This is a genomic window from Kitasatospora sp. NPDC097691, from assembly GCF_040302665.1.
In the GTDB taxonomy this organism is placed as follows: domain Bacteria; phylum Actinomycetota; class Actinomycetes; order Streptomycetales; family Streptomycetaceae; genus Kitasatospora.
The window spans coordinates 44823-68936 of record NZ_JBEORY010000034.1 but is presented as its reverse complement, the minus strand read 5'-3'; the positions used below and the strand labels follow the sequence as shown (position 1 = coordinate 68936).

At 74.3% G+C, this 24114-nt stretch carries 21 protein-coding genes and 1 pseudogene; 13 read left to right on the top strand and 9 right to left on the bottom strand.

The window, feature by feature from the left end; genetic code table 11:
* The first annotated feature begins 50 nt into the window (after positions 1-50).
* On the top strand, positions 51-1178 hold the full coding sequence (locus ABTY56_RS23445) for an NUDIX hydrolase (protein WP_350630942.1): 1128 nt from the start codon (positions 51-53) through the stop codon (positions 1176-1178).
* A gap of 142 nt (positions 1179-1320) precedes the next feature.
* Entirely contained in the window at positions 1321-1746 is a 426-nt protein-coding gene (locus ABTY56_RS23440) for a DUF6188 family protein (RefSeq protein WP_350630941.1), read from the top strand.
* A 35-nt stretch (positions 1747-1781) separates the two neighbouring features.
* Here the strand turns inward: ABTY56_RS23440 and ABTY56_RS23435 are convergent, their stop codons facing one another.
* The 7 genes from ABTY56_RS23435 to ABTY56_RS23405 form a co-directional block, all read right to left on the bottom strand.
* Entirely contained in the window at positions 1782-2156 is a 375-nt protein-coding gene (locus ABTY56_RS23435) for a hypothetical protein (protein WP_350526656.1), read from the bottom strand.
* A gap of 110 nt (positions 2157-2266) precedes the next feature.
* Positions 2267-2662, bottom strand: coding sequence for a roadblock/LC7 domain-containing protein (locus ABTY56_RS23430; RefSeq protein WP_350630940.1), 396 nt, complete (start codon positions 2660-2662; stop codon positions 2267-2269).
* 82 nt (positions 2663-2744) lie between these two features.
* The gene (locus ABTY56_RS23425) at positions 2745-3929 is read right to left on the bottom strand and encodes a hypothetical protein (RefSeq protein WP_350630939.1); all 1185 of its coding nucleotides are present in this window, start codon (positions 3927-3929) and stop codon (positions 2745-2747) included.
* A 163-nt stretch (positions 3930-4092) separates the two neighbouring features.
* Positions 4093-4476 (bottom strand): hypothetical protein, encoded by a 384-nt coding sequence (locus ABTY56_RS23420; protein ID WP_350630938.1) that lies wholly within the window; start codon positions 4474-4476, stop codon positions 4093-4095.
* Positions 4477-5213: 737 nt separating this feature from the next.
* Positions 5214-6254: an MsnO8 family LLM class oxidoreductase gene (locus ABTY56_RS23415; protein ID WP_350630937.1), complete on the bottom strand. Its 1041-nt coding sequence runs from the start codon at positions 6252-6254 to the stop codon at positions 5214-5216.
* A 36-nt stretch (positions 6255-6290) separates the two neighbouring features.
* Positions 6291-6980 (bottom strand): DUF2269 domain-containing protein, encoded by a 690-nt coding sequence (locus tag ABTY56_RS23410; protein WP_350630936.1) that lies wholly within the window; start codon positions 6978-6980, stop codon positions 6291-6293.
* A gap of 181 nt (positions 6981-7161) precedes the next feature.
* Positions 7162-8361, bottom strand: a complete 1200-nt coding sequence (locus ABTY56_RS23405; RefSeq protein ID WP_350630935.1) for a peptidoglycan-binding protein — start codon at positions 8359-8361, stop codon at positions 7162-7164.
* Positions 8362-8809: 448 nt separating this feature from the next.
* Between ABTY56_RS23405 and ABTY56_RS23400 the strand changes: the two genes are divergently transcribed.
* The 4 genes from ABTY56_RS23400 (at position 8810) to ABTY56_RS23385 (ending at position 13471) form a co-directional block, all read left to right on the top strand.
* Positions 8810-10132, top strand: coding sequence for a DUF6271 family protein (locus tag ABTY56_RS23400; RefSeq protein WP_350630934.1), 1323 nt, complete (start codon positions 8810-8812; stop codon positions 10130-10132).
* Complete coding sequence (locus tag ABTY56_RS23395) at positions 10129-10626, top strand: GNAT family N-acetyltransferase (protein WP_350630933.1); 498 nt, start codon at positions 10129-10131, stop codon at positions 10624-10626. The genes ABTY56_RS23400 and ABTY56_RS23395 overlap by 4 nt, the downstream gene beginning before the upstream one ends.
* A 134-nt stretch (positions 10627-10760) precedes the next feature.
* Positions 10761-12131 carry a hypothetical protein gene (locus ABTY56_RS23390; RefSeq protein WP_350630932.1) on the top strand — a complete coding sequence of 457 codons (1371 nt, stop codon included), beginning with the start codon at positions 10761-10763 and terminating at the stop codon, positions 12129-12131.
* Positions 12132-12400: 269 nt separating this feature from the next.
* A complete protein-coding gene (locus ABTY56_RS23385; RefSeq protein ID WP_350630931.1) occupies positions 12401-13471 on the top strand; it encodes a hypothetical protein in 1071 nt (356 codons plus the stop codon).
* Between the two features lies 1 nt (position 13472).
* Here ABTY56_RS23385 and ABTY56_RS23380 read toward each other — a convergent pair whose 3' ends face one another.
* The gene (locus ABTY56_RS23380) at positions 13473-14120 is read right to left on the bottom strand and encodes a response regulator transcription factor (protein ID WP_350630930.1); all 648 of its coding nucleotides are present in this window, start codon (positions 14118-14120) and stop codon (positions 13473-13475) included.
* The gene (locus tag ABTY56_RS23375; RefSeq protein ID WP_350630929.1) at positions 14105-15367 is read right to left on the bottom strand and encodes a sensor histidine kinase; all 1263 of its coding nucleotides are present in this window, start codon (positions 15365-15367) and stop codon (positions 14105-14107) included. The genes ABTY56_RS23380 and ABTY56_RS23375 overlap by 16 nt, the downstream gene beginning before the upstream one ends.
* A gap of 332 nt (positions 15368-15699) precedes the next feature.
* Here ABTY56_RS23375 and ABTY56_RS23370 point away from each other — a divergent pair.
* The 7 genes and pseudogenes from ABTY56_RS23370 to ABTY56_RS23340 form a co-directional block, all read left to right on the top strand.
* Positions 15700-17298, top strand: a pseudogene (locus ABTY56_RS23370) (AMP-binding protein); the annotation flags it as partial.
* 93 nt (positions 17299-17391) lie between these two features.
* Positions 17392-17727, top strand: coding sequence for an acyl-CoA thioesterase (locus ABTY56_RS23365; protein WP_502893172.1), 336 nt, complete (start codon positions 17392-17394; stop codon positions 17725-17727).
* The gene (locus ABTY56_RS23360) at positions 17724-20105 is read left to right on the top strand and encodes an oxidoreductase (RefSeq protein WP_350630928.1); all 2382 of its coding nucleotides are present in this window, start codon (positions 17724-17726) and stop codon (positions 20103-20105) included. Before ABTY56_RS23365 ends, ABTY56_RS23360 begins: the two co-directional genes overlap by 4 nt.
* A gap of 9 nt (positions 20106-20114) precedes the next feature.
* The gene (locus ABTY56_RS23355; RefSeq protein WP_350630927.1) at positions 20115-21089 is read left to right on the top strand and encodes a carbon-nitrogen hydrolase family protein; all 975 of its coding nucleotides are present in this window, start codon (positions 20115-20117) and stop codon (positions 21087-21089) included.
* Positions 21086-22300, top strand: a complete 1215-nt coding sequence (locus ABTY56_RS23350) for a cupin domain-containing protein (protein WP_350630926.1) — start codon at positions 21086-21088, stop codon at positions 22298-22300. The genes ABTY56_RS23355 and ABTY56_RS23350 overlap by 4 nt, the downstream gene beginning before the upstream one ends.
* A gap of 17 nt (positions 22301-22317) precedes the next feature.
* Entirely contained in the window at positions 22318-23211 is an 894-nt protein-coding gene (locus ABTY56_RS23345; RefSeq protein WP_350630925.1) for a fumarylacetoacetate hydrolase family protein, read from the top strand.
* 109 nt (positions 23212-23320) lie between these two features.
* Positions 23321-24079, top strand: coding sequence for a maleate cis-trans isomerase family protein (locus ABTY56_RS23340; RefSeq protein WP_350630924.1), 759 nt, complete (start codon positions 23321-23323; stop codon positions 24077-24079).
* Positions 24080-24114: the final 35 nt, after the last annotated feature.

The window sequence follows — 24114 nt, the reverse complement described above, 5'->3', positions numbered from 1 at the left end:
GGTGGCCCGGAGTGTCGTGACCGGGGAAGAGTGCGGCGAAGGGAGCCGGGGTGGAGGCAGTCGGGGTGGCGAGCGCGGGCATGGATGGTCGGGGGATCCTGGCGGCGGCCGGGGTGCTGTTCCCTGATCGGGACGGGCGGCTGCTGGTGGTGCGGCTGCCGTACGACCGGAAGCACCCGGTGGCGATTCCCGGTGGCGGGTGGGAGCCGACGGACCGGTCGCCTCGGGAGACCGCGCTGCGCGAGATCGCCGAGGAGCTCGGGTTCACGCCCCGGCTGGGGCCGCTGGCCTGCGTCGACTGGGCGCTCAACCCCGTCCGCCCGCCGATCGTGGCGTACCTGTACTGGGCCGACCCGCTGACGGAGCAGCAGGCCGCGGCCATCCGGCCGGATGCGGCCGAGGTCGGCGGGTGGACGTGGCTGACCGCGGAGCAGGCGGGCCACGCGCTGCCGCCCCTGCTGTCGCGCCGGGTGACGGCCTGTCTGCGGGCGCCGCGGACGGCCGGACCGCTGGAGCTGGAGGGCAGCCGCCCGGCCGGGCACACCCTGCGGGAGCTGCCCGCCGAAGGCCCGGTGCCCGAGTACCTCGGACTGGCCGCCGCCCCGGAGCTGAACCCCGCGACCGCGCAGCGGCCGGAGCCGCCGCTGGACCCGGACACCTTCTACGCCACCCGGCCGCGGATCCGGGCCAAGGCACGGGCGCTGTTCACCGACGCCGCCGGGCGGGTGCTGCTGGTACGGCTGCGGCCGTGGGACGGGCCGCGCGGGCAGGTCCCGTACTGGACGCTGCCGGGCGGCGGGGTCGAGGCGGACCGGGAGACGCCCCGTACGGCGGCCCGCCGGGAGATCCGCGAGGAACTGGGCCTGGAGGTCGAACCCGGGCCGCTGCTCGCACTGGACTGGCAGCCGGGAGCGGCGGCCGATCCCGGGGCGGACCCGGCGACCGGGCGGGACACGGCCGTGCTGGTGTACGTGTACGACGGGGGCACGGTGACGGACGGGACGCTCGACGCGATCGTGCTGCAGGAGGCGGAGCTGGTGGAGTGGCGGCTCTGCGACCCGGCCGAGGCGCGCTCGCTGCTGAGCGGGCCGTCCTGGGACCGTACGGCCGCCGCGTTGGCGGCCCGGGAGGGAACGGGCGGGCCGGTCGAGCTGGTGCGCGGTCGGGCGGCGGGGTAGCGGTCGGGCGGCGGGGTAGCGGCCGGGCGGCGGGGTAGCGGGAGGCGGGGTAGCGGGAGGCGGACCGGCGGCCTGGCCGGGGTCGGCCGGGGTCGGCCGGACCGGTGGGTACACCGGGGGCCGGTTGGGACAGACTGGAGGCATGCAGAACGCGATCACGGAGGTGCTGGCCGGCCGTCGGGTCGAGTCGGTCAGCGGGGGCGGGCGGCTGGACCTGCTCCTGGACGGCGAGGTGACCGTCCGGGTGGCGCACGAGTTCCGTTTCGCGGCACCGTCGTTCGCCGCGGCGGAGGAGGTCGGGCACTTCTTCCCGGCACTGACCTTCCAGCCGAGCGCCACGCTCCTGGCGCTGGTCGGGCGGACCGTGGCCACCGCCCGGATCACCCTGGCCGGCGGACTGGAGCTGGGCTTCGCCGGCGGCGGTGCGCTGTCCGTCCCGCCGCACGCGCTGCTGGCGCCGTGGAGCGTGCTGACCGCCGGGGACGTGGCGTGCGCGGGGTTGCCCGGCGGCGAGGTCCGGTGGGCGGGGCCGTGCGGGACGTCGGGGGAAGAGCCCGGCGGGGCCTGAGCCACCGCCGGGGACTCCTCCGGTGCCCGGGGCCGTCAGACCTCCAGGTCGGCCTCGATCTTGAGGAGCTGGTGGCGGGCCATGGCCAGGTTGGCGCGGCCCTTGTCCAGCGCGAGGTAGAGGAACAGGCCCTTGCCGGTGCGGCTGGTGAGCGGGCGGATCAGGTGGTACTGGCTGGACAGGGTGATCAGGATGTCCTCGATTCCGTCCCCCAGGCCGAGCATGTCCATCGTGCGCATCTTGGCGCGGACCACGTCGGTGTTCCCGGCCGCGGCCACGTTGAGGTCCAGGCCGCCGGGGCCGTCGAGGGTGGCGAGCGCCATCCCGCTGTTGTAGTCGACCAGGGCGGCGCCGATGGCGCCCTCGATGCTGGTCATGGCCTGCTTGAGTGCGCCGGGTGCGTCGGTCATCTCGGTAACTCCCTTTCGGTGGTTGGGTTGTAGGTGGTGATGTGGTGACGTGTCGACGTGGTGATTTGATGAGGTAGTGAGGTAGTGAGGTAGGGGGCGGGTGGCTCGGGTCAGCCCACGTCGCGCGGGTCCTTGGGCAGGAGGGCGTCGTTGAGCAGATCGGCGATGCGTTGGGCGCTGCGACGGGCCTCCAGGTGGAGGCGGCCGACGTTGACGTCCGGGTGCGCCAGCAGGGTCAGCACGCAGCTGCCACCGGCCGCGTAGGTGGCGACGTAGCCGTGCTCACCGCGCACCAGCGACTCCCGGAACTCACCCTGGCCGGTGGTGTCGGCGAGCCGTTGGGCCAGCGAGAGCGAGGCCGCCGTCATCGCGGCCAGGCCGGAGGGCTCCGCCCCATGGGTGTCATGCGCGACCAGCAAGCCGTCCACGCTGGCCACCAGGCCGCCCGCGAGGTGCGGGACGCGGTGCTTGCAGGCACGCAGTTCGGCGAGCAGCTCGGTCTCCAAGGCGATCAGTTGTCTCCTTCCGACACGCTGCTTGAGCGCCCGCCTCATGGCCGGAACGGCGGGGTCGCGGGCGGGGAGTGGGTCAAAGTCGGGCCTCCAGAAGGTCTCGGACCCGGGTCAGCAGCGCGATGTCCGGGTCGGGGACGGTCAGCGGGTGGGCCGCTGCCGGGGTGGGCCGGCAGTCGGGGCGGGCGGGGGTTCCGGCGTCGGCCTGCGCGGCGTACTCCGCCGGGGGTCGGGCGGCCGCGGCGGAGTACGCCGCGACCGGGGTACCGACCTGTACGGCGCCGACGACGACGGCACCGCTCCTGGTGACACCGCGCAGGGTGGCACCGGGGATCCGGCGGTGCAGGCCACCGGACGGTCTCCCGCTCGCGACGGGGGCGACGGCCGGCGGCGCGGTCTCCGACCGGTCGGTGCCCGGTGCCGTGGCGTACGGTGCGGTCGGTTGCGGCGCGCCACTGTGCGGCGCACCGACGTGCAGCGCACCGACGTGCAGCGCACCGGGTTGCGGCGCAGTGGGCTGGTGTCCCGGCGCGGCGGGCCCAGGCGAAGCGGGCCCCGGCGCGTCGAGCAGTCCGGCGGCGGCCAGACGGCGGACGTCCGCCGTGACACCGAAGCCGGAGCGGCCGAGCAGGCGCGCCAGGTCCGCCGGGGTTCTTCGGCCGTCGGCCTGGTCGATCAGCTCCCGACGGCGCCGACCGGGCGGACGGTGGGACGGCCGACGGCTGTGCTCCACCGGGCGGACCGGGGCGGTGTCGAGCTGCGCCCAGGGCCAGATCCGGTCGAGCAGTCGGCCTCGGCGGTCCACCTCCCGGCGGAGCCGGTCCGGGTCGACCGTCGCAACCGGTCCGAGCCAGTGCCGGACGTCGGACTCGAACCGCCACAGGCCGCCGCCCGGATCGGCGAGGACGAAGAAGGCGGCGTCGAACAGGGTTCCCAGGTGGCCGAGTTCGAGCTCTCCCCGGGTCAGCAGCCGCCGTTCGACCAGGACGTCGCCGACCCGCGCCCGCGGGCCGTGGACGTGGACGAGTTCCGCCCAGTCCTCGGGAGTGATCCGGCCGCAGCCGATGAGCAGGTCGGCCAGGCCCGGTGCGCGCGGGGACTCGGCGCCGGCCACCGCGCCGTCGGCCAGGTGGAGGGTGCCGAGCGGACCGTGCAGTGCGCCGGTGGCTCGACGGTCGGCGAGCAGGGCGAGCGCCTCGCCCGGCGTCTTCGGTGCGGCGTACTCCGTCAGGGGCGGGACGGTGCCGATGGCGGAGGTCACGCCGGCCACCGCCGGACAGCGGCTTCGGAGGCGGGTCCCGGCGCGGATTCGCAGGCGGATCGGGGTGCGGATCCCGGTGCGGATTCGCAGGCGACGACAGGACGCGTCGGCGGCCGAAATGCGACGGGCGGCCGGAGCGATTCGGTGGTCACGGACGTCGGGTTCACCCCAGCACCAGTTCCTCGGCCAGCGCCTGGAGGCGGAAGCGGGCGACGGCGAGGTTGCCCTCGGTACGGTCCAGCCAGAGGTGCAGGACGAGCCGACTGTCGAAGACCGTGTCGATGAAGCGGATCAGGTGGTAACTGCGGCCGGCAGTGACGATGATGTCCTCCAGCGGGGATCGCCGGTTCTCCGCCGCCGTGAAGGTCTGACTCTCAACGGCCGCTCGGACCAGGTCCGTTGCCTCGGCGGCGGAGGTCTCGTGCTCGCCCGTCGGGCTCTCTCCGAGGCTGCCGAGGGCGAGCCCGCTACTCCAGTCGACCAGGCTCGCGGCGCGGGCTCCGGCGATTCCCATCGCTCCGGAGAGGCATTCGTCGATACCCGGCACACCGGCTCCTTCGCGGGGTCTGGGCGGCCGGGCGCTGTGCGGCACCGACCGGATCGCCACCAGCAGTGGCAGGTTCGACACGGAAGGCTACTGCCGGGGTTCCGTCTGGCGAACGTTCCAATGGCATATTCACATCATTAGCGGTGTGTTCCAGCCAAGGTATGACGATTCGTCAGACCGTCCCGGGTGGGAAAACCCGCTGGCCTGTCCACCGTTCGGGAACGGTGTTCCTCGGCCACCTGGCACGGGACCTTGGCCGATACCGGGCTGACGGGGAGGGTTTCAGGTCGCAGAATGCGATAAAGGGATGCACGAGCGAGAGGCGAACACCTGAGCTCGGCCATGAGGGGCGCTCATGACGAACGCGACGAGGGGGGCTCATGGCGGCCGTCATGAGGAACGCTCACGCCGGGGCCATGAGGGGCACTCATGGGCGAGGGCCATGAGGAACGCTCATGGCCCTCGCCCATGAGCAACACGCATGACGAAGGGGCCCGTTCCGCTGGACGGAACGAGCCCCTTCGGGTGGAGCGCCAGGCCCGGGTCGCACGGACTCTTCCTACTGAAAGTAGGACGTGCTCTGGTAGCACCGCTGACGCCTGTTCGAGAGATTCGCTCTCCGGAAGATCACTTCCTCTCGACGGACAGAACATTAGCAGGTCATCACGCCAGGCCAGAAATCGTGCCGGGCAGATCGCGGGTGGTCGGCCCGGCACCGCCCGAGGGTGCCCGCCGGCTCAGGCCTGACCGACCGCCTCGGCGAGCAGGCGGTAGGAGTCGAGCAGCGCGGCGCGGTCGTAGGTGCTGGTGGTGACCAGGAACTCGTCCGCGCCGCTACGCTCCACCAGCGCGGCCAGCTCGGCGGCGGCCTGGTCCGGGGTGCCCGCGATGTGGCCCTTGAGTGACTGCTCGTACGCGGCCCGTTCCCGCGCCGTCATCGACCGTGCCCGGATCTCGGCGGCCGGGGCCAGCGGCGGGAACTCCCCGTGCGTGCGGGAGTACGCGCCGGACCAGGCCTCCGGGACGAGGAGCTCGTCGGCCCGCTCGGCGGTTTCGGCGACCGCGACCGTCCCCGAGACCACCACGTACGGCTCGGCGGCCTGCGCGGAGGGGCGGAACCGGGCGCGGTAGCGGTCGATCGCCGCGAGCATCCGGTCCTCCCCATGCGCGGCGGCGATGACCAGCGGCAGCCCGGCGTCGGCGGCCAGGTCGGCGCCGGCACCGGTGGCCAGCACGAAGGCCGGGACGTGCAGGCCCTCCGCGGGCCGGGCGTGGACACCGCGGTGCACCTGCTGCGAACCGTCGAAGTAGCCGAGCAACTCGACCAGCTGGGCGCCGAAGTCGTCCGCCGCGTCCTTCTCCCGACCGAGCGCCCGGCGGACACCGTCGGTGAAGCCCACCGAGCGGCCGAGGCCCATGTCGATCCGGCCGGGGAACAGGGCAGCGAGCACGCCGAACTGCTCGGCCACCACCATGGGTTGGTGGTTGGGCAACATCACCCCGCCGGTGCCGACCCTGATCCGTGAGGTGGCTGCCGCCACCGCGGCGGCGAGCACGGTGGGCGCCGAACCGGCCACCCCCGGCACCCCGTGGTGCTCGGAGACCCAGAAGCGGTGGTACCCGAGCCCCTCGGCCTCGCGGGCGAAGTCCACCGTGTCCCGCAGCGCCCGGGCCGGGTCCTCGCCCTGGCGGGTGCGGGAACGGTCGAGCACGGAGAGCCTGGTGGTGGGCGCGGTGCTGGTCACGTGGGTGGACAACGCCTCCCGCCGGGTGGGCATTCCCCTTCCTCCGGCGCCCTGCCGAGGTGCCGCGCCTCAGGAACCCGCCTGCGGTATTCGGCCCGGACGCGCACCCCCCGCCGTGCGGCGGCGGCCCCAGGGCTTGTACACCGAGAGGACCACGTTGAACAGGTAGAGCGACAGGGCGACCGCCGGGACGATCACCGTGGTGTAGCGGACGGAGCCGAGCTCCGCCGCCGGGATCGGGCCGGCCGGATGCGCGTCCACCGCACGCACCGCGTCGTGCAGCCGGGCGGTGAGGGCGAAGATCGAGGCCGTCATCGCCGCGAGCGTCAGCCAGAACTTGGTGCTGACCCAGTAGTACCGGAACAGGCCCCAGGACGTACCGAGCCCGAGCGCCACCCCGCTCAGGAAGGTGAGCAGGCTGAGCGGCAGCACCAGGGCGTCGCCGAGCAGGCCCATCGCCCGGTAGGAGGTGCGCAGCCGGTCGGCGTCCCCGGTCGTCAGTGCCGTCACGGCCAGGGTGAGCAGGCAGAGCATCAGCGCCAGCCAGCTCACCGAGGCGACGACGTGCAGGACGACCAGGGGCTTGCGCGCCCTCGGTGGCAGGCGACGATCCGGCGAGCGCCGCCTGCCACCGAGGGCCGTTTCGGGCGTCGCGACGGCTCCCCCGGCCGCGTCGGCCGCAGGGGACCCGCCGGCTGCAGTGGCCCCGCCGACTGTGGTGGTTCCGTCGACCCCGCCGGCTCCGGTGGACGAGCGCACGGGTACCTCCTTCGAGTCGTGGCCACGGACACGGCCCCAGACTCTCCCGCTCGCCCCTCATCGGGCATCTGCCGGCAGAAGTAACCTCGGCTACTCCCGGGCGAGTACGCGCCCCCGGTCCGGACGCGCCGACACACCTCCCCCGGGAGTACCCGAGCCACTCCCCCGAGCCCCGCGCCGCTCAGTCGGTCACCGAGAAGCCCCGCGCCGCGCCGAGCCGGTGCAGCGTGGCCTGCCCCGGGATACCGTCCGCCGCACCCCCCTCGTACCCGCAGCGCCGCTGCCAGGCCGCGTACGCGGCGACCGTGCGGGTGCCGAACGAGCCGTCCGCCCAGCGCTGTTCGAGCAGCCCCTCGTCCACCAGCGCCTGCTCCACGATCGCCACCTCGGACCCGTACGTGCGGTGGCCCTGCTCGGCGCCCGGGTCGGTGCGCGCGGCGGAGACCACGTGGGCGACCGACACCGCCCGCTGCCCGGGGATGTAGCCGAGCAGCCGGTTCAGCGAGCCCTCGCCGGGGACGCCGTCCGCCGCCTGCCCCGAGTAGCCCAGACTTCCCTGGTAGTCCGCGTAGTTCTCGGTGTCCGCGTCCGTCCAGGTCGGCCCGGGGCCGGAGTGGTAGTGGGCGCCGAAGCCGCGCGAGACGAGCGCCCGCCCGACCGCCGTGACCTGGTAGCCCTGGGCGCCGTAGCCGTACGCCAGGCCGTTGATGGAGACCTGGTAGCGGGCGGGCGCCGGGTCCTGCGGAGGCACCGGGTGCTGCTGCGAGGGCGGGGAGTCCGGCGTTCCGGAGCCGGCCGTGAAGTCGGGCCAGGAGCCGGGGTCGGTGTGGTCGTTGAACGGCACGTGGGCGTGCGCGTACCAGCCGCCGCGGGTCTCCCACACCTGCTCGTCGCGGTGGCCGGAGAAGTCGGCGGGCCGGCCCATCGGCCACACGTCGGGGACGCCCCAGGAGGCGATCCAGGCGTGGATCCGGCCCCAGCCCGCGCACGGGGTGTCGACCAGCCGCGGGTAGACCCGGCCCTGGTAGCGGCAGTAGGGGAAGAACACCGCCTCGATCTGGATCACCACCCGTCCGGCCCGGTTGGTGCGGGTCGGGCTCTCGGTCGGGCTGAGCAGGCTCTTCGAGCGGGAGTCGGCCGGGAACAGCTGCGCCGTCCGGCCGCTGAACGGGTCCCAGACCAGGTGCGGCGCGTCGCCGGCGCCGCTGCCGGTGAAGTAGTTCACCAGGTCCTCGTAGGTGCACCAGTCCTGCGGTGCGGCGGCGGTCGCGTTGCGGTCCCAGGTGATGTGGGCGATGGCCTTCGGCGGGTACTGCTGATCGGTCGGCGCATGGTCGCCGAGGTCGTGGATCTCGGCACCGGGAAGCCACAGGTCGGGCATTGCGGTCTCCTCCGAACGACGTGAGGGCGTCGTATCCGGTATCGGCAGGTCCGCGGTCCGGATTGACCCCGACGGCGCAATGCGCGGCACTGAACCCGCCACGCTCGACCGGCCGTTCGACTGCACGAGGGGGGATCGCCCTCGTGTGCGATTCGGACCCCCTGAGTCGCGCGTCAGGCGCCGGGTCGGGCCGCACCGCGCCTCGGCCCGCCGCGCCGGGCCGGGCCGAGCCGGGCCGGGCCGAGCCGGGGCACGCCACGCCGGGTCGGTCGCCCGAAGGAGGGGCACATGTTTGCCCCGTCGGACCGTGCTGTCAATCGTTGACATCACAAATGGTCTAGTCCACGGTAGTCCAGCGGACCGACCGGAGCCCTCTCCCGGGCATCCGCGCGCATCCAACTGGCCCACATGGCAATGAATCTGACGATCCGACGGAGAATGCCCAGCCATGCAGAGAGTCTGCCTCGCCCTGCCCACCATGCGGCCCTGCGCCACCACCATCGCGGACCTCGCGGAGGAGGCGGCCTACGCCGTCGCGAACTTCGACGTCGAGGTGCACCTGCTCGTCCTCGACACCACCGACGCCGCCGGATTCGCGGAGAACGCGGGCGCCGTGGCCGCACTGGCCCCCACCCCCGGTGTGGTCGTCCACCACCTCGGCGAGGCGCGGCAGCGGGAGTTCCTGGGCCGGGTCGCCGAGCGCTCCGGCGCCGCCGACCCGGCCCTGCTGCTCGACCTGATGCTCCCGCAGGCCGTCGCGTACGGCGCCTGCACGAACCGGCTCTTCTTGGCCGCGGCCGCCCTCGGCTGCACCTCGGTGCACCAGCGCAACGACGACGCCGACTTCCAGACCCTCGACGGCCGCAAGGTCTTCCCGATCCACCACGAGCTGCTCTCGCTCGGCCGGCCCGCGGGCGAGGCGGCGGCCGGGGTCACCCGGTCCGAGCTGGACCCGGCCGACGCCGACAAGCCGGTGGTGCTGGTCGGTGGCTCCTTCATCGGCGAACTGTCCGTGGACGTGAGCGAGATCCGCGAGCTGGACCCGGCCGTCTACCACGACGTGGTGAGCCTGTGGGCCCCGCCGCTGTGGTCGGAGGAGGAGCGGAACGCGGTGGTGGAGGCCTCGTTCACCGGCGCCGGCACCGAGCCGTTCACCGCCGACGACTCCGTCCTCGGCGTGCCCGACATCTGGCACGTCGACATGTGCAACATCGCCCTGGACCACCGGGTCTACGAACTGCTGCCGCTGCTGCCGTCGACCGAGACCATCGGCAGCGACTACTTCCTGTCGCACGTCGTGCTCGACTCCGGCCTGCCCGGCGTCGTCCACAACCGCCACATCGTCAACTACTACACGCCCGAGCGGCGCACCGGCCCCGGCTTCGTCGCCTACCAGCTGCGGTTCGTCAAGTTCCTGCTCTCGATGCTGTACCTGTACCCGGTCTACGGCGAGATGATGGACCTGGGCGGCGACCTGCTCGACGACCGTCACGGGCTGCGGGTCGAGCCGATCCTCGACTCGGTGCGGCGCAGCACCCACTGGGACCGGTCCCGCAACGAGCACTGCCTGGACGTCCTGGACCGCTCCTACCGCAAGCTGGGCGGCAAGTACGCCGAGCTCGCGGACGTAGTGGCCGGCCGGCGGCAGCAGCTCCTGGACGAGGCGCAGCAGGACGTCGAGCGGTGGGCGGTGCTGATCGAGGCCTGGGCGGCGCTGGTGGCCGCAGCCCGCGCGGAGGGGTTGGCCGCGGGTGGGGAGACAGCGCGGTGAGCGACGGCCTCCGGATCCGGCGGCTGGTCGACGGGGACTGGGACGCGGTGGTCGAGCTGGAGCACGCCGCCTACGCGGCCGACGGCCTGTCCGAGGGCCGGGAGGCGCTGCAGTCCCGCGCCCGCAGCTCGCCCGCCACCTGCTTCGTGCTGGAGGAGCGCGGCCTCGTGCGCGGCTACCTGCTGAGCCTGCCGTACCCGCCACTGCACTGCCCGGACCTCGGCCGGCCGGAGGAGACGGCCCACGTGTCGCGCAACCTGCATGTGCACGACCTGGTGATCGCCGAGGAGCTGCGCGGGCGGGAGGTCGCGCTGGGCTTCATGCGGCACTTCCGGGAGCAGGCGACCGGGCAGGGGTACGAGCGGATCTCGATGGTCGCGGTGCGCGGGGCGGACATCCTGCTGCGGCTGCTCGGCTACCGGGCGCACCGGGAGGTGGCGGTGCCGGAGTGCTACGGGCGGCGGGCGGTGTACATGTCGATGCCGGTGGCCTGAGGTCCGTCGCCCGGACCGGCCCCGCCCGGACCGGCCCGATCCCGTCCGGTCCTGCCCGGCCCGGCCCGGCCTGCCCCGGCCCGGTTCGGGAAAACCGGCGGCGGGCCCGGCCGGCGCGCGGGCACAATGCCCGGATGCCGGAGCTCCTGTACGCCGTCGCCCTCAACCCCGCGCTGCCGGGCGACCTCCTCGACCGTCTGGTCCTCGCCGCCGACGCCGACGAGGAGCTGGCCCTGGCCCTCGCGGACCGGCCGGACCTCGGGCCGGAGCAGGTCCGACGGCTCGCCGCACGCGACGAGGAGACCGCCGCCCGGCTCGCGTGGGGCGGTCTGCTGCGCGCGGAGGACGTCGATCCGGTCGCCCGGCCCCTCGTCGCGCTCGCCCTGCTGGACGAGGGACGCGGGGACCCGGCCTGGACGCGGCAGCTGGCCCGGGATCCGGATCCGTACGTCCGGATGCGGCTCGGATCGTGCCCCGGTCTGCCGGACGAGGCCGCGGACCTCCTCGCGGTGGACGAGGACACCGACGTGCTGGGTGAGCTCGGCCTCCACACCGGCCGGTCGGACCTGTTGGCCCGGCTCGCCGGCCACCCGGAGGCCGAGGTGCGGCGGTGGGTCGCGGCGAACCCGGCCGCGCCGCCGGAGCTGCTGACGGCGCTGCTGGCCGACGAAGTCCGGGTCCGCCGCCAGGCGGCGGGCAACCCCGCGACCCCGGGCGCGGCGGCCGCCCGGCACCTCGACGACCACCTGCCGGTCCGGCAGCAGCTCTCCGAGCACCCCGGACTGCCCGCCGAGGCCTACCACCGGCTCGCGGAGGACCCCACCCCCTGGGTCCGGGGCAACCTCGCCGAGAACCCCGGGATCGACCTGCCGCTGATGCACCGGCTCGCCGACGACGACGGGTACGACGTACGACGCCGGCTCGCGCACCATCCGGCGGTCCCGCTCGACCTGCTCGACCGCCTGGCCGTCGCTGTCCGGATCGGGCCGGCCCTGCTCCCCCGGATCGCCGGCGCGGAGCCGGCCGAACTCGCCCGGCTGGCCGGCTCGGCGGAGCCCAGGGTGCGCATGCTCGTCGCCTTGCACCGGAGCCTGCCCGCCCCCGTACGGGATGCGCTCGCCGCCGACCCGGACGCCGCGGTGGCGAAGTCGGTCGCCCCGCACCCCGGCCTCACGACCGCGCAACTCACCGCGCTGATCGACCGGTTCGGCAGCAAGGTCGCCACCGCGGTGGCCGCCAACCCGGACGCCCCGACCGCGCTGCTCGACCGCATCGCCGGCACCGAGCCGGTGCCCGCCAAGGCGCTGCGCGCCATCGCGGCCCACCCGCACGCCGGCCCGGAGGCCCTGGCCCGTTGCCTCGCCTCCGCGGACCGGCGCACCGCCGAGGCTGCCGCGGGCAATCCGGCACTGCCGCCGGAGGTCATCGCCGCACTGGCCGGGGAGGTCTGGTCCGCCGGCGCCGCGGGGAGCGGGAGCGAGCAGCAGGCGGAGCCCGGCCGGTAGCCGGGCCTCGGAGGCCCGGAAACCCTGTGACCCGCGGGGCAGCGCCTGGCCTGCTCCGGCGGCACGCACACCTCGAACGCCGCTCCGGTCCTGCGAACGCCCGGCCGGGGCATCGCCCCGCCTGCCTCACCCGTACCGGCTACGTCCGGGAGTGGTTGCAGTTGCGTCTCCGTTCCGTCTCGGCGGGGGTACGAAGTACCGGACGGTCCGGGATCGTGGAGGCAACGACTGGTCCGGCAAGGGGAGTTGCCATGGGGGACGGCCGCGGGATGGTACCCGACGTCGTGGAGGCGCTGCTGGTCGACGGGCCGCACCGGGCGGTGGCGGACGTGGTGCGGGCGCGGCTGCGGATGGTGCCGGAGGGGGCGCGGGCACTGGACTCGGCGAAGGCGAGCCCGAAGGACGGGCCGGCGCGCGCGCAGCTGACCGCCGCGGTCGCCCATCTGCTCGCCTCCGACGAGGCGTTCGCCCAGTACCTGGCGACGACCGGGCTGGGACGGCCCGCCGATCCGCCGACCGTCCACCTGCGGACGGACCCCGGCACCGTGCAGCTGCGGACCGGTTCCCTGCCACCCCCGGCGAGCCCGACGACCGTCCAACTTCGGGCCGGCGCCGCGTCACCGCCGGCCGGCCCGACCACCGTCCAGCTGCGGGTCGATCCCGTGGACGCCCGGGCCAGTGCCCTCGCCGCACGACGGAGCAACATCGGGATCGTGGTGGCGCTCGTGCTGGTCCTGATCGCCGCCGTGGTCGCGATCGGGATCCACCTGGGCTCCCGCCCGCTGCTGAGACCGGGCGGGCCCGGTCTGGCGCACGCCGCGCAGCCGTTGCGCGATCCGGCGCTGGTGCAGGGCGTGCTGCCGGACGCGCGGGCGGTGCCCGGCGGCTGGCAGGTGCGCAGCGGGCCGCAGTCGGGGACGGGCACGGGCGGCGCCGTGCCGTGCCTGCTGCCGGACTCCTGCGACCGGCAACTCGCCTACGCCACCGTGACCTTCGCCGCGGCCGTCCAGAGCGTGGCGCTCAGCGTCGTCACCTTCGACTCCCCCGAGACGGCCGCCCGGGCCTTCGACACCACGCTCGACCGCACCGCCGGCGAGGACTCGGGGGCGGTGACCCTCCCCCGGATCGGCGACCAGAGCGCGACCCGCACCCGCGGTTCCTCGTCGGCGGTGGCACTGGTCCGGGTCGACGGCGTGGTGCTCCTCGTGCACGACGACGGGATCGGCGCCGCGGCCACCGCGCCCGTGCTCACGGTGTTCGCCCGGCTGCTCGCCGACCGCGCCCGGCAGGCCCAGGACGGCCGGACCCCGGACGCCGTCGCCCGGGACACGACCGGCTGACTCAGGGCTTGTTGAGGTAGGCGAGGACCGCGAGCACCCGCCGGTTGCCGTTCTCGTCGTCGGTGAGGCCGAGCTTGCCGAACATCGAGGTGGTGTACTTGCCGATCGCGCTGTCGCTGAGGAACAGTCGTTGCGCGATGGCCTGGTTGGACAGCCCCTCGGCCATCAGGCCGAGCACCTCCAGCTCGCGCGCGGTGAGCCGGTCGAGCCGTCGGTTGGAGGGGGCGGAGGAGACCAGCGCGGCGATCACCGCCGGGTCCATGGCCGTCCCGCCCCCGGCCACCCGCTCCAGGGCGTCGATGAACTGCTCGCCGTCGAACACGCTCTCCTTGAGGAAGTAACCGATGCCGCCCGCACCGTCGGCCAGCAACTCGCGGGCGTACAGCTGCTCCACGTGCTGGGAGAGGATCAGCACCGGCAGCCCGGGCACCTCGCGGCGGGCGGCGAGGGCCGCCTGCAGTCCCTCGTCCGACTGGGTCGGTGGCATCCGGACGTCGACGACGGCGGCGTCCGGACGGTGGGTCAGCAGGGCGTCCAGGGTCTCGGGCCCGGTGGCGGCTGTGGCGACCACCTGGTGTCCGTAGGCCTCCAGGAGGTGGACCATTCCGTCCCGGAGCAGGTAGAGGTCCTCGGCTACGACGATTCGCATGGCACCATCATCGTCGCTCGGGTCGGCCCGCCCTCGGGGCCGGTGATCTCCAGGGTGCCGTCGAACACCGCGAGTCGGCGGCGCAGCCCGGCGAGTCCGCCGTCCTCGCGCACCACCACGCCGCCGCGGCCGTCGTCCTCGACGTCCACGACGATGCCGGTCTCGCTGTGGGCGACGGCGATCCGCACGGTCGTCGCCCGGGCGTGCCTGGTGGCGTTGGTGAGCAGTTCGGCGATCCCGAAGTACACGGCGGACTCGATCGGCGGCTCCAGCCGGAACCGCCGTTCCGCGGTGACGGTCACCGCCAGCGGGCTGTTCAGGGCGAGCGCGTGGACGGCGTCGACCAGGCCGCGCTCGGTCAGCACCGGCGGGTTGATCCCCCGTACCAGGTCCCGCAGTTCGGCCAGCGAGCTCGCCGCGCCGGCCCGTGCCGACCGCATCAGCGCCCTGGCCCGCTCGGGGTCGGTCTCCATCAGCTTCTCGGCGGTGGCCAGCGAGAGCCCGAGCGCGACCAGGCCCGCCTGCGCGCCGTCGTGCAGGTCGCGTTCGATCCGGCGGATCTCGGCGGCCTGGGCGACCGTCACGTCGGCCCGCTGGGCGGTCAGTTCGTCCACCCGCTCGGCCAGCTGCATCGCGGCGGAGGGGCCGAGGAAGCGGACCGCGACCGGCTCGACCGGCCGCCAGGCGTACGGGGCGCAGGCCACGGCCGCGACCGCGGCGAGTGCCCCGACCAGCCGGGCGACGGGCTCCGGCCGGGCCAGTCCGAGGACCGCCACCGCAGCCGCGGCCGGCGGGACGGCCGCCGCCAGGCCCGCCGTGAACGGCGCGATCCCGGTGAACCGAAGGTCCCGCCAGGTGGCCGGGTCGCCCCACCAGGTCCGCCACGACTGGTCCAGCACGGCGTCCCGGCGGCTGCGCTCGTAGGAGTGGCCGTTCCACCAGTAGCCGGTGGACATCCGGGTGACCGGCCCGGGCTCCCGGTACCCGGCGGGGACGACCGTGCCGGTCCACCGCTCGACGAGGTGGCGCACGGCCCGGCAGACGGGTCGGGCCAGGGCGAGCGTGCCGGTGCACACCAGCACCACCGGCAGCAGCCACGACCACGGGTTCGCCGGGCCCCACGCGATCCCCAGCGCCACGGCGGCGGCCCACACCGCCGGGATCGACAGGGTGACGACCGCCACCGCGCACGCCCGGACGAAGCCCGCCCCGGCGCGTACCCCCCACGAAGCCAGTTGTCTGATCATTCCCGCCCCTCGGCCCTCCGTTCGATGCCCCCACTCTGCACCAAACGGAGCCCGCCGAGGCGCTGGTCGGCGCGGAAGTGGGGCTGGCCCCACCCCTCCGTGTGCCCAGACCCCCGGCTCTCCGTGCGCCAAGGCCCCACCCGCCCGTGCGCCCGGGGCCGGCGCCGCCGCCGGGGACGCCCCACCCCGCCACCGGGCCCGTCGCCCGTCGCCCGTCGCCCGTCGCCCGTCGCCCGTCGCCCGTCGCCCGAATGCATGTATCGCTCTCTTGACTGGCGTCACCGACGCGCCATACTGGCCTCACTCCCGCTCGCACAACGAGGTGCCCGCCCATGGAGCTCTCCCCCTCAGCGCACGTGGACACATACTGTCGAGACCACCTCCCGCCCTTCGAGCAGTGGCCGGAACTCCTCTTCGAACTACCGGAGTTGGCCTACCCGGACCGCCTGAACTGCGCCGCCGCCCTGCTCGACGACACCATCGACCGCCTCGGACCCGACCGCCGCTGCCTGCTCACCCCCACCGAGCAGTGGTCCTACGGCGAACTGCGCGACCACGCCGACCGGATCGCCCGCCTGCTGACCGAGGACCTCGGCCTCGCCACCGGCAACCGGGTGCTGCTACGCGGCCCCAACACCCCCTGGCTGGCGGCCTGTTGGCTCGGCGTGCTGAAGGCCGGCGGGGTGGTCGTCACCACCATGCCGCTGCTGCGCGCCACCGAGCTCACCGAGCTCGCCGGCACCGCCAAGCCCGTGCTCGCCCTCTGTGACCACCGCTTCCTGGCCGAGCTGCGGCAAGCGCAGGCCCCCGGCCTGCGGATTCTCGCCTACGGCGGCAGCGATCCGGAGGACCTCACCGCCCGCTGCGCCGCCAAGCCGCCCGGCTTCACCGCCGTGCCGACCGCCGCCGACGACGTCGCCCTGATCGCCTTCACCTCCGGCACCACCGGCCGCCCCAAGGCCACCCTGCACTTCCACCGCGACGTCCTCGCCAACGCCGACACCTTCTCCCGCCACCTGCTGCGCCCCACCCCCGACGACCTCTTCGCCGGCACCCCGCCGCTCGGCTTCACCTTCGGCCTCGGCGGCCTGCTGGTCTTCCCGCTGCGGGCCGGCTCCGCCAGCCTGCTGCTGGAGCAGGCCACGCCCGAGCAGCTGGCCGAGCAGGTCCGGCAGCACCGGGTCAGCGTGCTGTTCACCGCGCCGACCGCCTACCGGGCGATCCTGGCCGCCGGGCTGGCCGACCGGCTGGCCGGGGTGCGGCGCTGCGTCTCGGCGGGCGAGCCGCTGCCCGCCGCCGTCTGGCAGGCCTTCCACGCGGCCACCGGGCAGCGGCTGATCGACGGCATCGGCGCCACCGAGCTGCTGCACGTGTTCATCTCGGCCGCCGACGAGGCCATCCGCCCCGGCTCCACCGGCCGACCCGTCCCCGGCTACCGCGCCGCGATACTGGACGACCGGGGCCGCCCGGTGCCGGACGGCGAACCCGGGCTGCTCGCCGTCAAGGGCCCGACCGGCTGCCGCTACCTGGACGACGAGCGCCAGCTGAGCTACGTCCGGGACGGCTGGAACCTCACCGGTGACACCTACGTCCGCGACCGGGACGGCTACTTCTGGTACCAGGCCCGCAACGACGACATGATCGTCTCGGCCGGCTACAACATCGCCGGCCCGGAGGTCGAGCAGGCGCTCGCCGCCCACCCCGACGTGGCCGACTGCGCGGTGGTCGGCACGCCGGACGAGCGGCGCGGCAGCCTCGTCACGGCGTACGTGGTGCTGCGCACGGGCGTCCCGGCCGGTCCGGACACCGTGCGCGACCTCCAGGAGCACGTCAAGCGCACCATCGCCCCGTACAAGTACCCGCGGGCGGTCGAGTTCGTCGCCGAGCTGCCGCGCACCGCGACCGGCAAGCTGCACCGCGCCGAACTGCGGCGGCGGGCCTCGCTCACCCCGGCCAGCGTCACGATCGAGCGCCGGGTCGAGTGGTCCGACACCGACGCGGCCGGGCACTACCACTTCTCCGCCGTGCAGCGCTGGGCCGAGGCGGCGGAGGCCGCGCTGCTGCGCCGCCTCGGCCTGGCGGAGCTGTTCGGGCGGATCCCCCGGGTGCACTTCGAGGCCGACTACCGCGAGCGGCTCTGGTTCGGGGACGTGGTCCGCACCGAACTGCGGGTCGTCCGGGTCGGCGGCTCCTCGCTGCACTACGCCTTCGAGGTGCACGGCCCGCAGGGCCTGGCCGCGAGCGGACGGATGTCGGTGGTGCACGCCGCGCCGCACACCAAGGGCGCCGAGCCGTGGCCCGTACCGGTGCGCCGGGCCCTGACCGAGGCCGGTCCGCAGCAGCCGGAGGTCGTCGCATGAGCGGCACCCCGCACCACCCGGCGACCGCCGGCGCCCACCGCATCGCGGTGATCGGCGCCGGCCCCGGCGGGCTGTACTTCGCCGCCCTGGCCAAGCAGCTGGCGCCCGACCGGGAGATCACCGTCTTCGAACGGGACGGCCGGGAGGACGAGTTCGGCTTCGGCGTGGTCTTCTCCGACGAGACCCTGGACGGCATCGCCCAGGCCGATCCGCGGGTCTTCGCCGCGATCAGCGCCGAGTTCGCCCGCTGGAGCGACATCGACATCCGCTACGGGGGCGAGGTCCGCACCAGCGGCGGGCACGGCTTCGCCGCCCTGGACCGCAACCGGCTGCGCGCCATCCTGCAGCAGCGCTGCGCCGAGCTGGCGGTGGACGTCCGCTACCGCACGCCCGCCCCGCCCGTCGAACGCCTCGCCGCCGAGTACGACCTGGTGGTGGCCGCCGACGGCATCCACTCCGGCACCCGGGCGGCGTACCCGGAGGCCTTCCGCCCCGAACTCGACGAGCGGCACTGCCGCTACATCTGGCTCGCCACCGACAAGGTCTTCGAGGCCTTCACCTTCATCGTCGAACAGTACGACTTCGGCGTGCTGCAGGTGCACGCCTACCCGTACAGCGCCACCCGCTCCACCTTCATCGTCGAGATCGCCGAGGACGCCTGGCGCCGCGCCGGTTTCGAGGCCCTCGCCGCACGGGAGTTCGCGCGCGGCGAGAGCGACACGCAGAGCGTGCGGCGCTGCGCGGAACTGCTCGCCGACCACCTCGACGGCCACCGGCTGATCCCCAACGCCTCCCGCTGGATCCGCTTCACCACGGTGCGCAACGCGAGTTGGCGCCACCGCAACGTGGTGCTGCTCGGCGACGCCGCACACTCCGCGCACTTCTCGATCGGCTCGGGCACCAAGCTGGCCCTGGAGGACGCCCTCGCCCTGGCCGCCGCGCTCAGCGAACAGCCCACCCCGGACGAGGCGTCGGCCGCCTACGAGGCCGAACGGCGTCCGGTGGTGGAATCCACCCAGCGCGCCGCGCAGGCCAGCCTGGAGTGGTTCGAGACCGTCGGGCGGCGCACCGGACAGGACGTCGACCGGTTCGCCTTCAACCTGCTCACCCGCAGCCGTCGGGTCACCTACGGCAACCTCCGGGCCCGCGACCCCGCCTTCGTGGACGCCGTGGACACCGCCTTCGGCGGATCGCCCGGGGTGCCGCCGATGTTCCGGCCGCTGAAGCTCGGCGCGCTGGAGCTGTGCAACCGCGTCGTGGTCCCGCCGCTCGCGACCTTCACCTCCCCCGACACCCTGCCCAGTGCCTTCGACCGGGCCCAGCTGACCGGGCACGCGCTCGGCGGCGCGGGGCTGGTCCTCGCCGGGATGGCCGCGGTCAGCCCCGAGGGCCGGGCCACCGACCGGTGCCCGGGCCTGTGGAGCGACCGCCAGGAGGCGGCCTGGCGCGAACTCGTCCGGGCCGTGCGGGCGGTCAGCGACACCCCTCTCGGCATCCAGCTGACCCACGCCGGACGACGGGGCGCCACCGCCGTGCCCGGGCCGGACGGCATCGGGCGCCCGCTTGCCGAGGGCTGGCCGCTGCTGTCCGCCTCACCGATCCCCTGGGACGCCGACAGCCAGGTGCCGCACGAGGCGAACGAGGTCCACCTGGCCGCCGTCACGGCGGACTTCGCCGCGGCCGCCGAGCGCGCGGCACGCGCCGGGTTCGACGTGCTGGAGCTGCAGTTCGGCCACGGGCACCTCGCCTCCTCCTTCCTCTCCCCGCTCACCAACCACCGCACCGACCACTACGGCGGCGCGCTCGCCCGGCGGCTGCGGCTGCCGCTGGAGGTCCTGGCCGCCGTGCGCGCCGCCTGGCCCGCCGGACAGCCGCTGCTGGTCCGGATCTCGGCGAGCGACTGGGCGCCCGGCGGCACCACCGAGGCCGAGGCCGTGGCGATCTGCCGCGCGCTGGCCGAGGCCGGGGCGGACGCCCTGGACGTCTCCACCGGCGAGGTCGTGGCGCACCAGCGCCCGCCGTACGGGCGCGGCTACCAGACGCCGTTCGCCGAGCTGATCCGCGCCGCCACCGGCCTGCCGACCATCGCGGTCGGCGCGATCTCCGGGCCCGACGACGCCGACTCCGTCCTGCTGGCCGGGCGGGCCGACCTGGTCGCCGTCGGCCGGGCCCAGCTGTACGACCCGCTCTGGACCCTGCACGCCGCCGCGGACCAGGGCTACACCGGGCCGGGCGCCCGCTGGCCCGGGCCCTGGCGGGCGGGCAGCCGCAAGCCGCCCGGCCCGGGAGCCGACCGGGTCGCCCCGCGGCTGCACCTGCTGCGCGAGCCGCCCGCCCCCGTCCACCGCCGTTGGCTGCCGACCCCGCCCGAGGAGTGAGGAGGACCCGTGCTCCGCCTGCCCCGCTTCACCGCCGCCGCCGTCCAGGCCGCCCCCGTCTACCTGGACCCGGCCGCCACCGTCGACAAGGCCGTCGCGCTGATCCAGGAGGCGGCCGGCCGCGGCGCCGAACTGGTCGTCTTCCCCGAGGTCTTCGTGGCCGGCTACCCGTACTGGAACTGGACGATGACCCCGGTGCAGGGCTCGCCCTGGTACGAGCGCCTGTACCGCGCCGCCGTGGACGTCCCCGGCCCGTACGTCGACACCCTGCGCGCCGCCGCCCGACAGGCCGGCGTGGTGCTGGTGATCGGCGTCAACGAGCGCGGCCGGCACAGCCTCGGCGTGCTGTACAACACCCTGCTGATCATCGACTCGGACGGCGAACTGCTCAGCGTCCACCGCAAGTTGGTACCGACCTGGGCCGAGAAGCTGACCTGGACCCAGGGCGACGGCAGCACCCTGAAGGTGCACCGCACCGCCGTCGGCCCGCTCGGCGCGCTCGCCTGCGGCGAGAACACCAACATCCTGGCCCGCTTCACCCTGCTGGCCCAGGGCGAACTCGTCCACGCCGCCAGCTACATCGCCCTGCCGGTCGCCCCCGAGGACTACGACATGGCGGAGGCGATCGCGGTGCGCGCCGCGGCGCACTGCTTCGAGGGCAAGCTGTTCACCGTGGTCTCCTGTTCCACCGTCTCCCCCGAGATCGTGGACCTGATCGCCGGCGAGGACCAGCAGGTCCGCAAGCAACTCGCCCGCCCGCGCAGCGCGCTGTCCGGGATCTTCGGCCCCGACGGGCGCGCGGTCACCGAACCGCTGGTGGACGACGAGGGCATCGTCTACGCCGAGATCGACCTCGGCCGCTGCATCCAGCCCAAGCAGATGCACGACATCGTCGGCCACTACAACCGCTTCGACGTGTTCCGACTGCACGTGAACGACCGCCCGCTGCGGCCCCTGGTGTTCCCCGAGGAGGAGGAGTCATGACCGGTCAGGACGACCTTGCCCGCGGCGAGAGCCGCGACAACAGCCGTGACGACAGCCCTGCGCGCGACGACCGCGGCGGCCCCAGCGACGACCGCGGCGGCCTCAGCGACGACCGGATCGGCCGGGCTCGTGTCACCGACAGCCCCGAACTCCTCGCCTACTACGAGGAGTTGGCCAAGCACGAGGCCGGTGCGCTGTGGACGGTGGCGAACGAGATCGAGCCCTGGTACCCGCAACCGAAGTCCGTCCCGGTGCTCTGGCGCTACGCGGACCTGCGCCCGCTGGTCCGCAAGGCGCTCCCCCTGGTCAAGGCCGACGACGCCGGCCGCCGGGTGGTGATGCTGGTGAACCCCGGCCGCCGCGAACTGAGCGCCGCCGTCGGCCTGTTGTACACCGGCCTGCAGATCATGGGCCCCGGCGAGGCGATGACCGCACACCGCCACCAGGCCTCCGCACTGCGCTTCGTCCACGAGGGCACCGGCGCCTGGACGATCGTGGACGGCCAGAAGCTCAAGGTCGGCCCGCGCGACTTCGCGATCACCCCCAACAACACCTGGCACGAGCACGGCAACGAGGCCGACGACGCCCCGGTGATCTGGCAGGACGGCCTGGACATCCCGCTGGTCAACACCCTCGACGCCAACTTCTACGAGGTCCACCCGGAGCTGTACCAGCGCCCCGGCCCGGTGGTGAACTCCTCGCTGCTGAGCTACGGCGCCAACCTGCTGCCGTACGGCGTCGAGAAGTGGACCCGGCCGTACTCGCCGCTGCTCGGCTGGCCCTGGGAGCCCAGCTACCACGCGCTGTGCCAACTCGCCCGCGCCACGGAGGGATCGCCGTACGACGGCGTCATCATGGAGTACACCAACCCCGCCACCGGCGGCTCGGTGATGCCGACCATGGCCGCCCACCTGCAGCTGCTGCGCCCGGGCCAGGCCACCCGCGCCCACCGCCACACCGGCTCGGTGGTCTACACGGCCGCCAAGGGGCACGGCGTCTCGGTGATCGCCGGGCAGCGCTTCGAGTGGCAGCAGGGGGACATCTTCGTCGTCCCGTCCTGGGCCTGGCACGAGCACACGAACCTCGACCAGGGCGAGGACGCCTGCCTGTTCTCCTTCAACGACTTCCCGGTGATGCACTCGCTCGGCCTGTACCGCGAGGAGGCCTACCCGGAGCACGACGGGCACCAGCCCACCACGACCGCCGCCTGACCAGGAGACCCGCCACCATGCACCTGTTGACCTACCTCGCGGACGGCGACGACACCCCGCGCCTCGGCGCGCTGCTCGCCGGGGACCGGGTCGCCGACCTCACCGCCCTCGCCGACGCCGCCGGCGCGCAACTGCCGGACAGCCTCCTCGGGTTGATCAGCGCCGGGGATCCGGCCCTCGCCACCGCACGCCGGCTGGTCGCCGGGTCGCCCGACACCCGGCCGCTCGCCGAGGTGTCACTGCGGGCGCCGCTGCGCCCCGGCAAGATCGTCGGGGTCGGCCTCAACTACGTGGAGCACGTGGCCGAGTCCCACCGCACCCTGGACACCGACCGCGAACTGCCCGACCGCCCGGTGCTGTTCGGCAAGCCGTCGACCGCCGTCACCGGGCCCGGCCAGCCGATCCGGCACAACGCGAACCTCACCAAGCAGCTCGACTGGGAGTGCGAACTCGCCGTGGTGATCGGCGAACCCGCCTTCCAGGTCGCCGAACGGGACGCGCTGCGGCACGTGTTCGGCTACAGCATCGTCAACGACATCAGCGCCCGCGACCAACGCCGCTCCGGGCAGTGGTTCTTCTCCAAGGGCCAGGACAGCTACGCGCCCTTCGGCCCGGTGGTGGTGACCGCCGACGAGATCCCCGACCCGCAGCGGCTCGACCTCTCGCTGAAGGTCAACGGCGAGCTGCGGCAGGACTCCAACACCCGCCACATGCTCTTCGGCATCGCCCGGCTGATCGCCGACATCTCCTCCGGCGTCACCCTGGAACCGGGCGACGTGATCGCCACCGGTTCCCCCTCGGGCGTCGGCGCCGGCATGGTCCCGCCCCAGTTCCTGCAGCCCGGCGACCTGGTCGAGGCAACCATCGAACGGATCGGCACGCTCGCCAACCCCGTGATCGACGCCCGCTGAGCCCACGCCCCGGGCGCAGCCCCGCCCGCCGAGCCCGTACCCCCGCGCAGCCCCGTCGCCGAGCCCGTACCCCCGCGCAGCCCCGTCGCCCGAAAGGACCCTTCCCGCGATGTCGACGTACCGGATCGGCCAGATCGTCCCGAGCTCCAACGTCACCATGGAGACCGAGGTCCCCGCCCTGCTGCGGGCCCGCGAGGCGGTCGCGCCCGAACGGTTCACCTTCCACTCCAGCCGGATGCGGATGACCAGGGTCACCCCCGAGCAACTGCGCGCCATGGACGGCGAGTCCGACCGCTGCGCCGCCGAACTCTCGGACGCCCGGGTGGACGTGATCGGCTACGCCTGCCTGGTCGCCGTGATGGCCACCGGCCCCGGCTACCACCGCGAGGCCGAACAGCGGCTGCACCGGCGCACCGTGGAGAACGGCGCGCCCGCACCCGTCGTCACCAGCGCCGGAGCCCTGGTCGCCGGGCTGCGGACGCTCGGCGCCGAGAAGGTCGCGATGGTCACCCCGTACCCGCGGCCGCTGGCCCGGACGGTGGTCGACTACCTCGCAGAGGAGGGCGTCGAGGTGCTCGACCACGCCGCCCTGGAGATCACCGACAACCTCGACGTGGCCGCCCACGACCCGGCCCGGCTGCCCGCGATCGCCCGCGGCCTCGCCCACGCCGGGGCGGACGCCGTGGTGCTCTCCGCATGCGTGCAGATGCCCTCGCTGTCCGCCGTCGAGGAGGCCGAACAGCAGCTGGGCAAACCGGTGGTGTCGGCCGCGATCTGCACCGCCCACCAGCTGCTCCGCGCCCTCGGCCTGCCCGCCTTCGCCCCCGGGGCCGGGCACCTGCTCTCCGGCGCCTACGCGGAGGCCTGAACCGGCGGGACCGACGCTATGATCACCACCGGTCA

What these genes read in the sequence shown, in the direction of transcription:
- ABTY56_RS23440 (WP_350630941.1), top strand. Translation starts at nt 1,321, where the DNA reads ATGCAGAACGCGATCACGGAGGTGCTGGCCGGCCGTCGGGTCGAGTCG.
- ABTY56_RS23435 (WP_350526656.1), bottom strand. Translation starts at nt 2,156, where the DNA reads ATGACCGACGCACCCGGCGCACTCAAGCAGGCCATGACCAGCATCGAG.
- ABTY56_RS23415 (WP_350630937.1), bottom strand. Translation starts at nt 6,254, where the DNA reads ATGCCCACCCGGCGGGAGGCGTTGTCCACCCACGTGACCAGCACCGCG.
- ABTY56_RS23405 (WP_350630935.1), bottom strand. Translation starts at nt 8,361, where the DNA reads ATGCCCGACCTGTGGCTTCCCGGTGCCGAGATCCACGACCTCGGCGAC.
- ABTY56_RS23400 (WP_350630934.1), top strand. Translation starts at nt 8,810, where the DNA reads ATGCAGAGAGTCTGCCTCGCCCTGCCCACCATGCGGCCCTGCGCCACC.
- ABTY56_RS23390 (WP_350630932.1), top strand. Translation starts at nt 10,761, where the DNA reads ATGCCGGAGCTCCTGTACGCCGTCGCCCTCAACCCCGCGCTGCCGGGC.
- ABTY56_RS23385 (WP_350630931.1), top strand. Translation starts at nt 12,401, where the DNA reads ATGGTACCCGACGTCGTGGAGGCGCTGCTGGTCGACGGGCCGCACCGG.
- ABTY56_RS23380 (WP_350630930.1), bottom strand. Translation starts at nt 14,120, where the DNA reads ATGCGAATCGTCGTAGCCGAGGACCTCTACCTGCTCCGGGACGGAATG.
- ABTY56_RS23375 (WP_350630929.1), bottom strand. Translation starts at nt 15,367, where the DNA reads ATGATCAGACAACTGGCTTCGTGGGGGGTACGCGCCGGGGCGGGCTTC.
- ABTY56_RS23360 (WP_350630928.1), top strand. Translation starts at nt 17,724, where the DNA reads ATGAGCGGCACCCCGCACCACCCGGCGACCGCCGGCGCCCACCGCATC.
- ABTY56_RS23350 (WP_350630926.1), top strand. Translation starts at nt 21,086, where the DNA reads ATGACCGGTCAGGACGACCTTGCCCGCGGCGAGAGCCGCGACAACAGC.
- ABTY56_RS23345 (WP_350630925.1), top strand. Translation starts at nt 22,318, where the DNA reads ATGCACCTGTTGACCTACCTCGCGGACGGCGACGACACCCCGCGCCTC.
- ABTY56_RS23340 (WP_350630924.1), top strand. Translation starts at nt 23,321, where the DNA reads ATGTCGACGTACCGGATCGGCCAGATCGTCCCGAGCTCCAACGTCACC.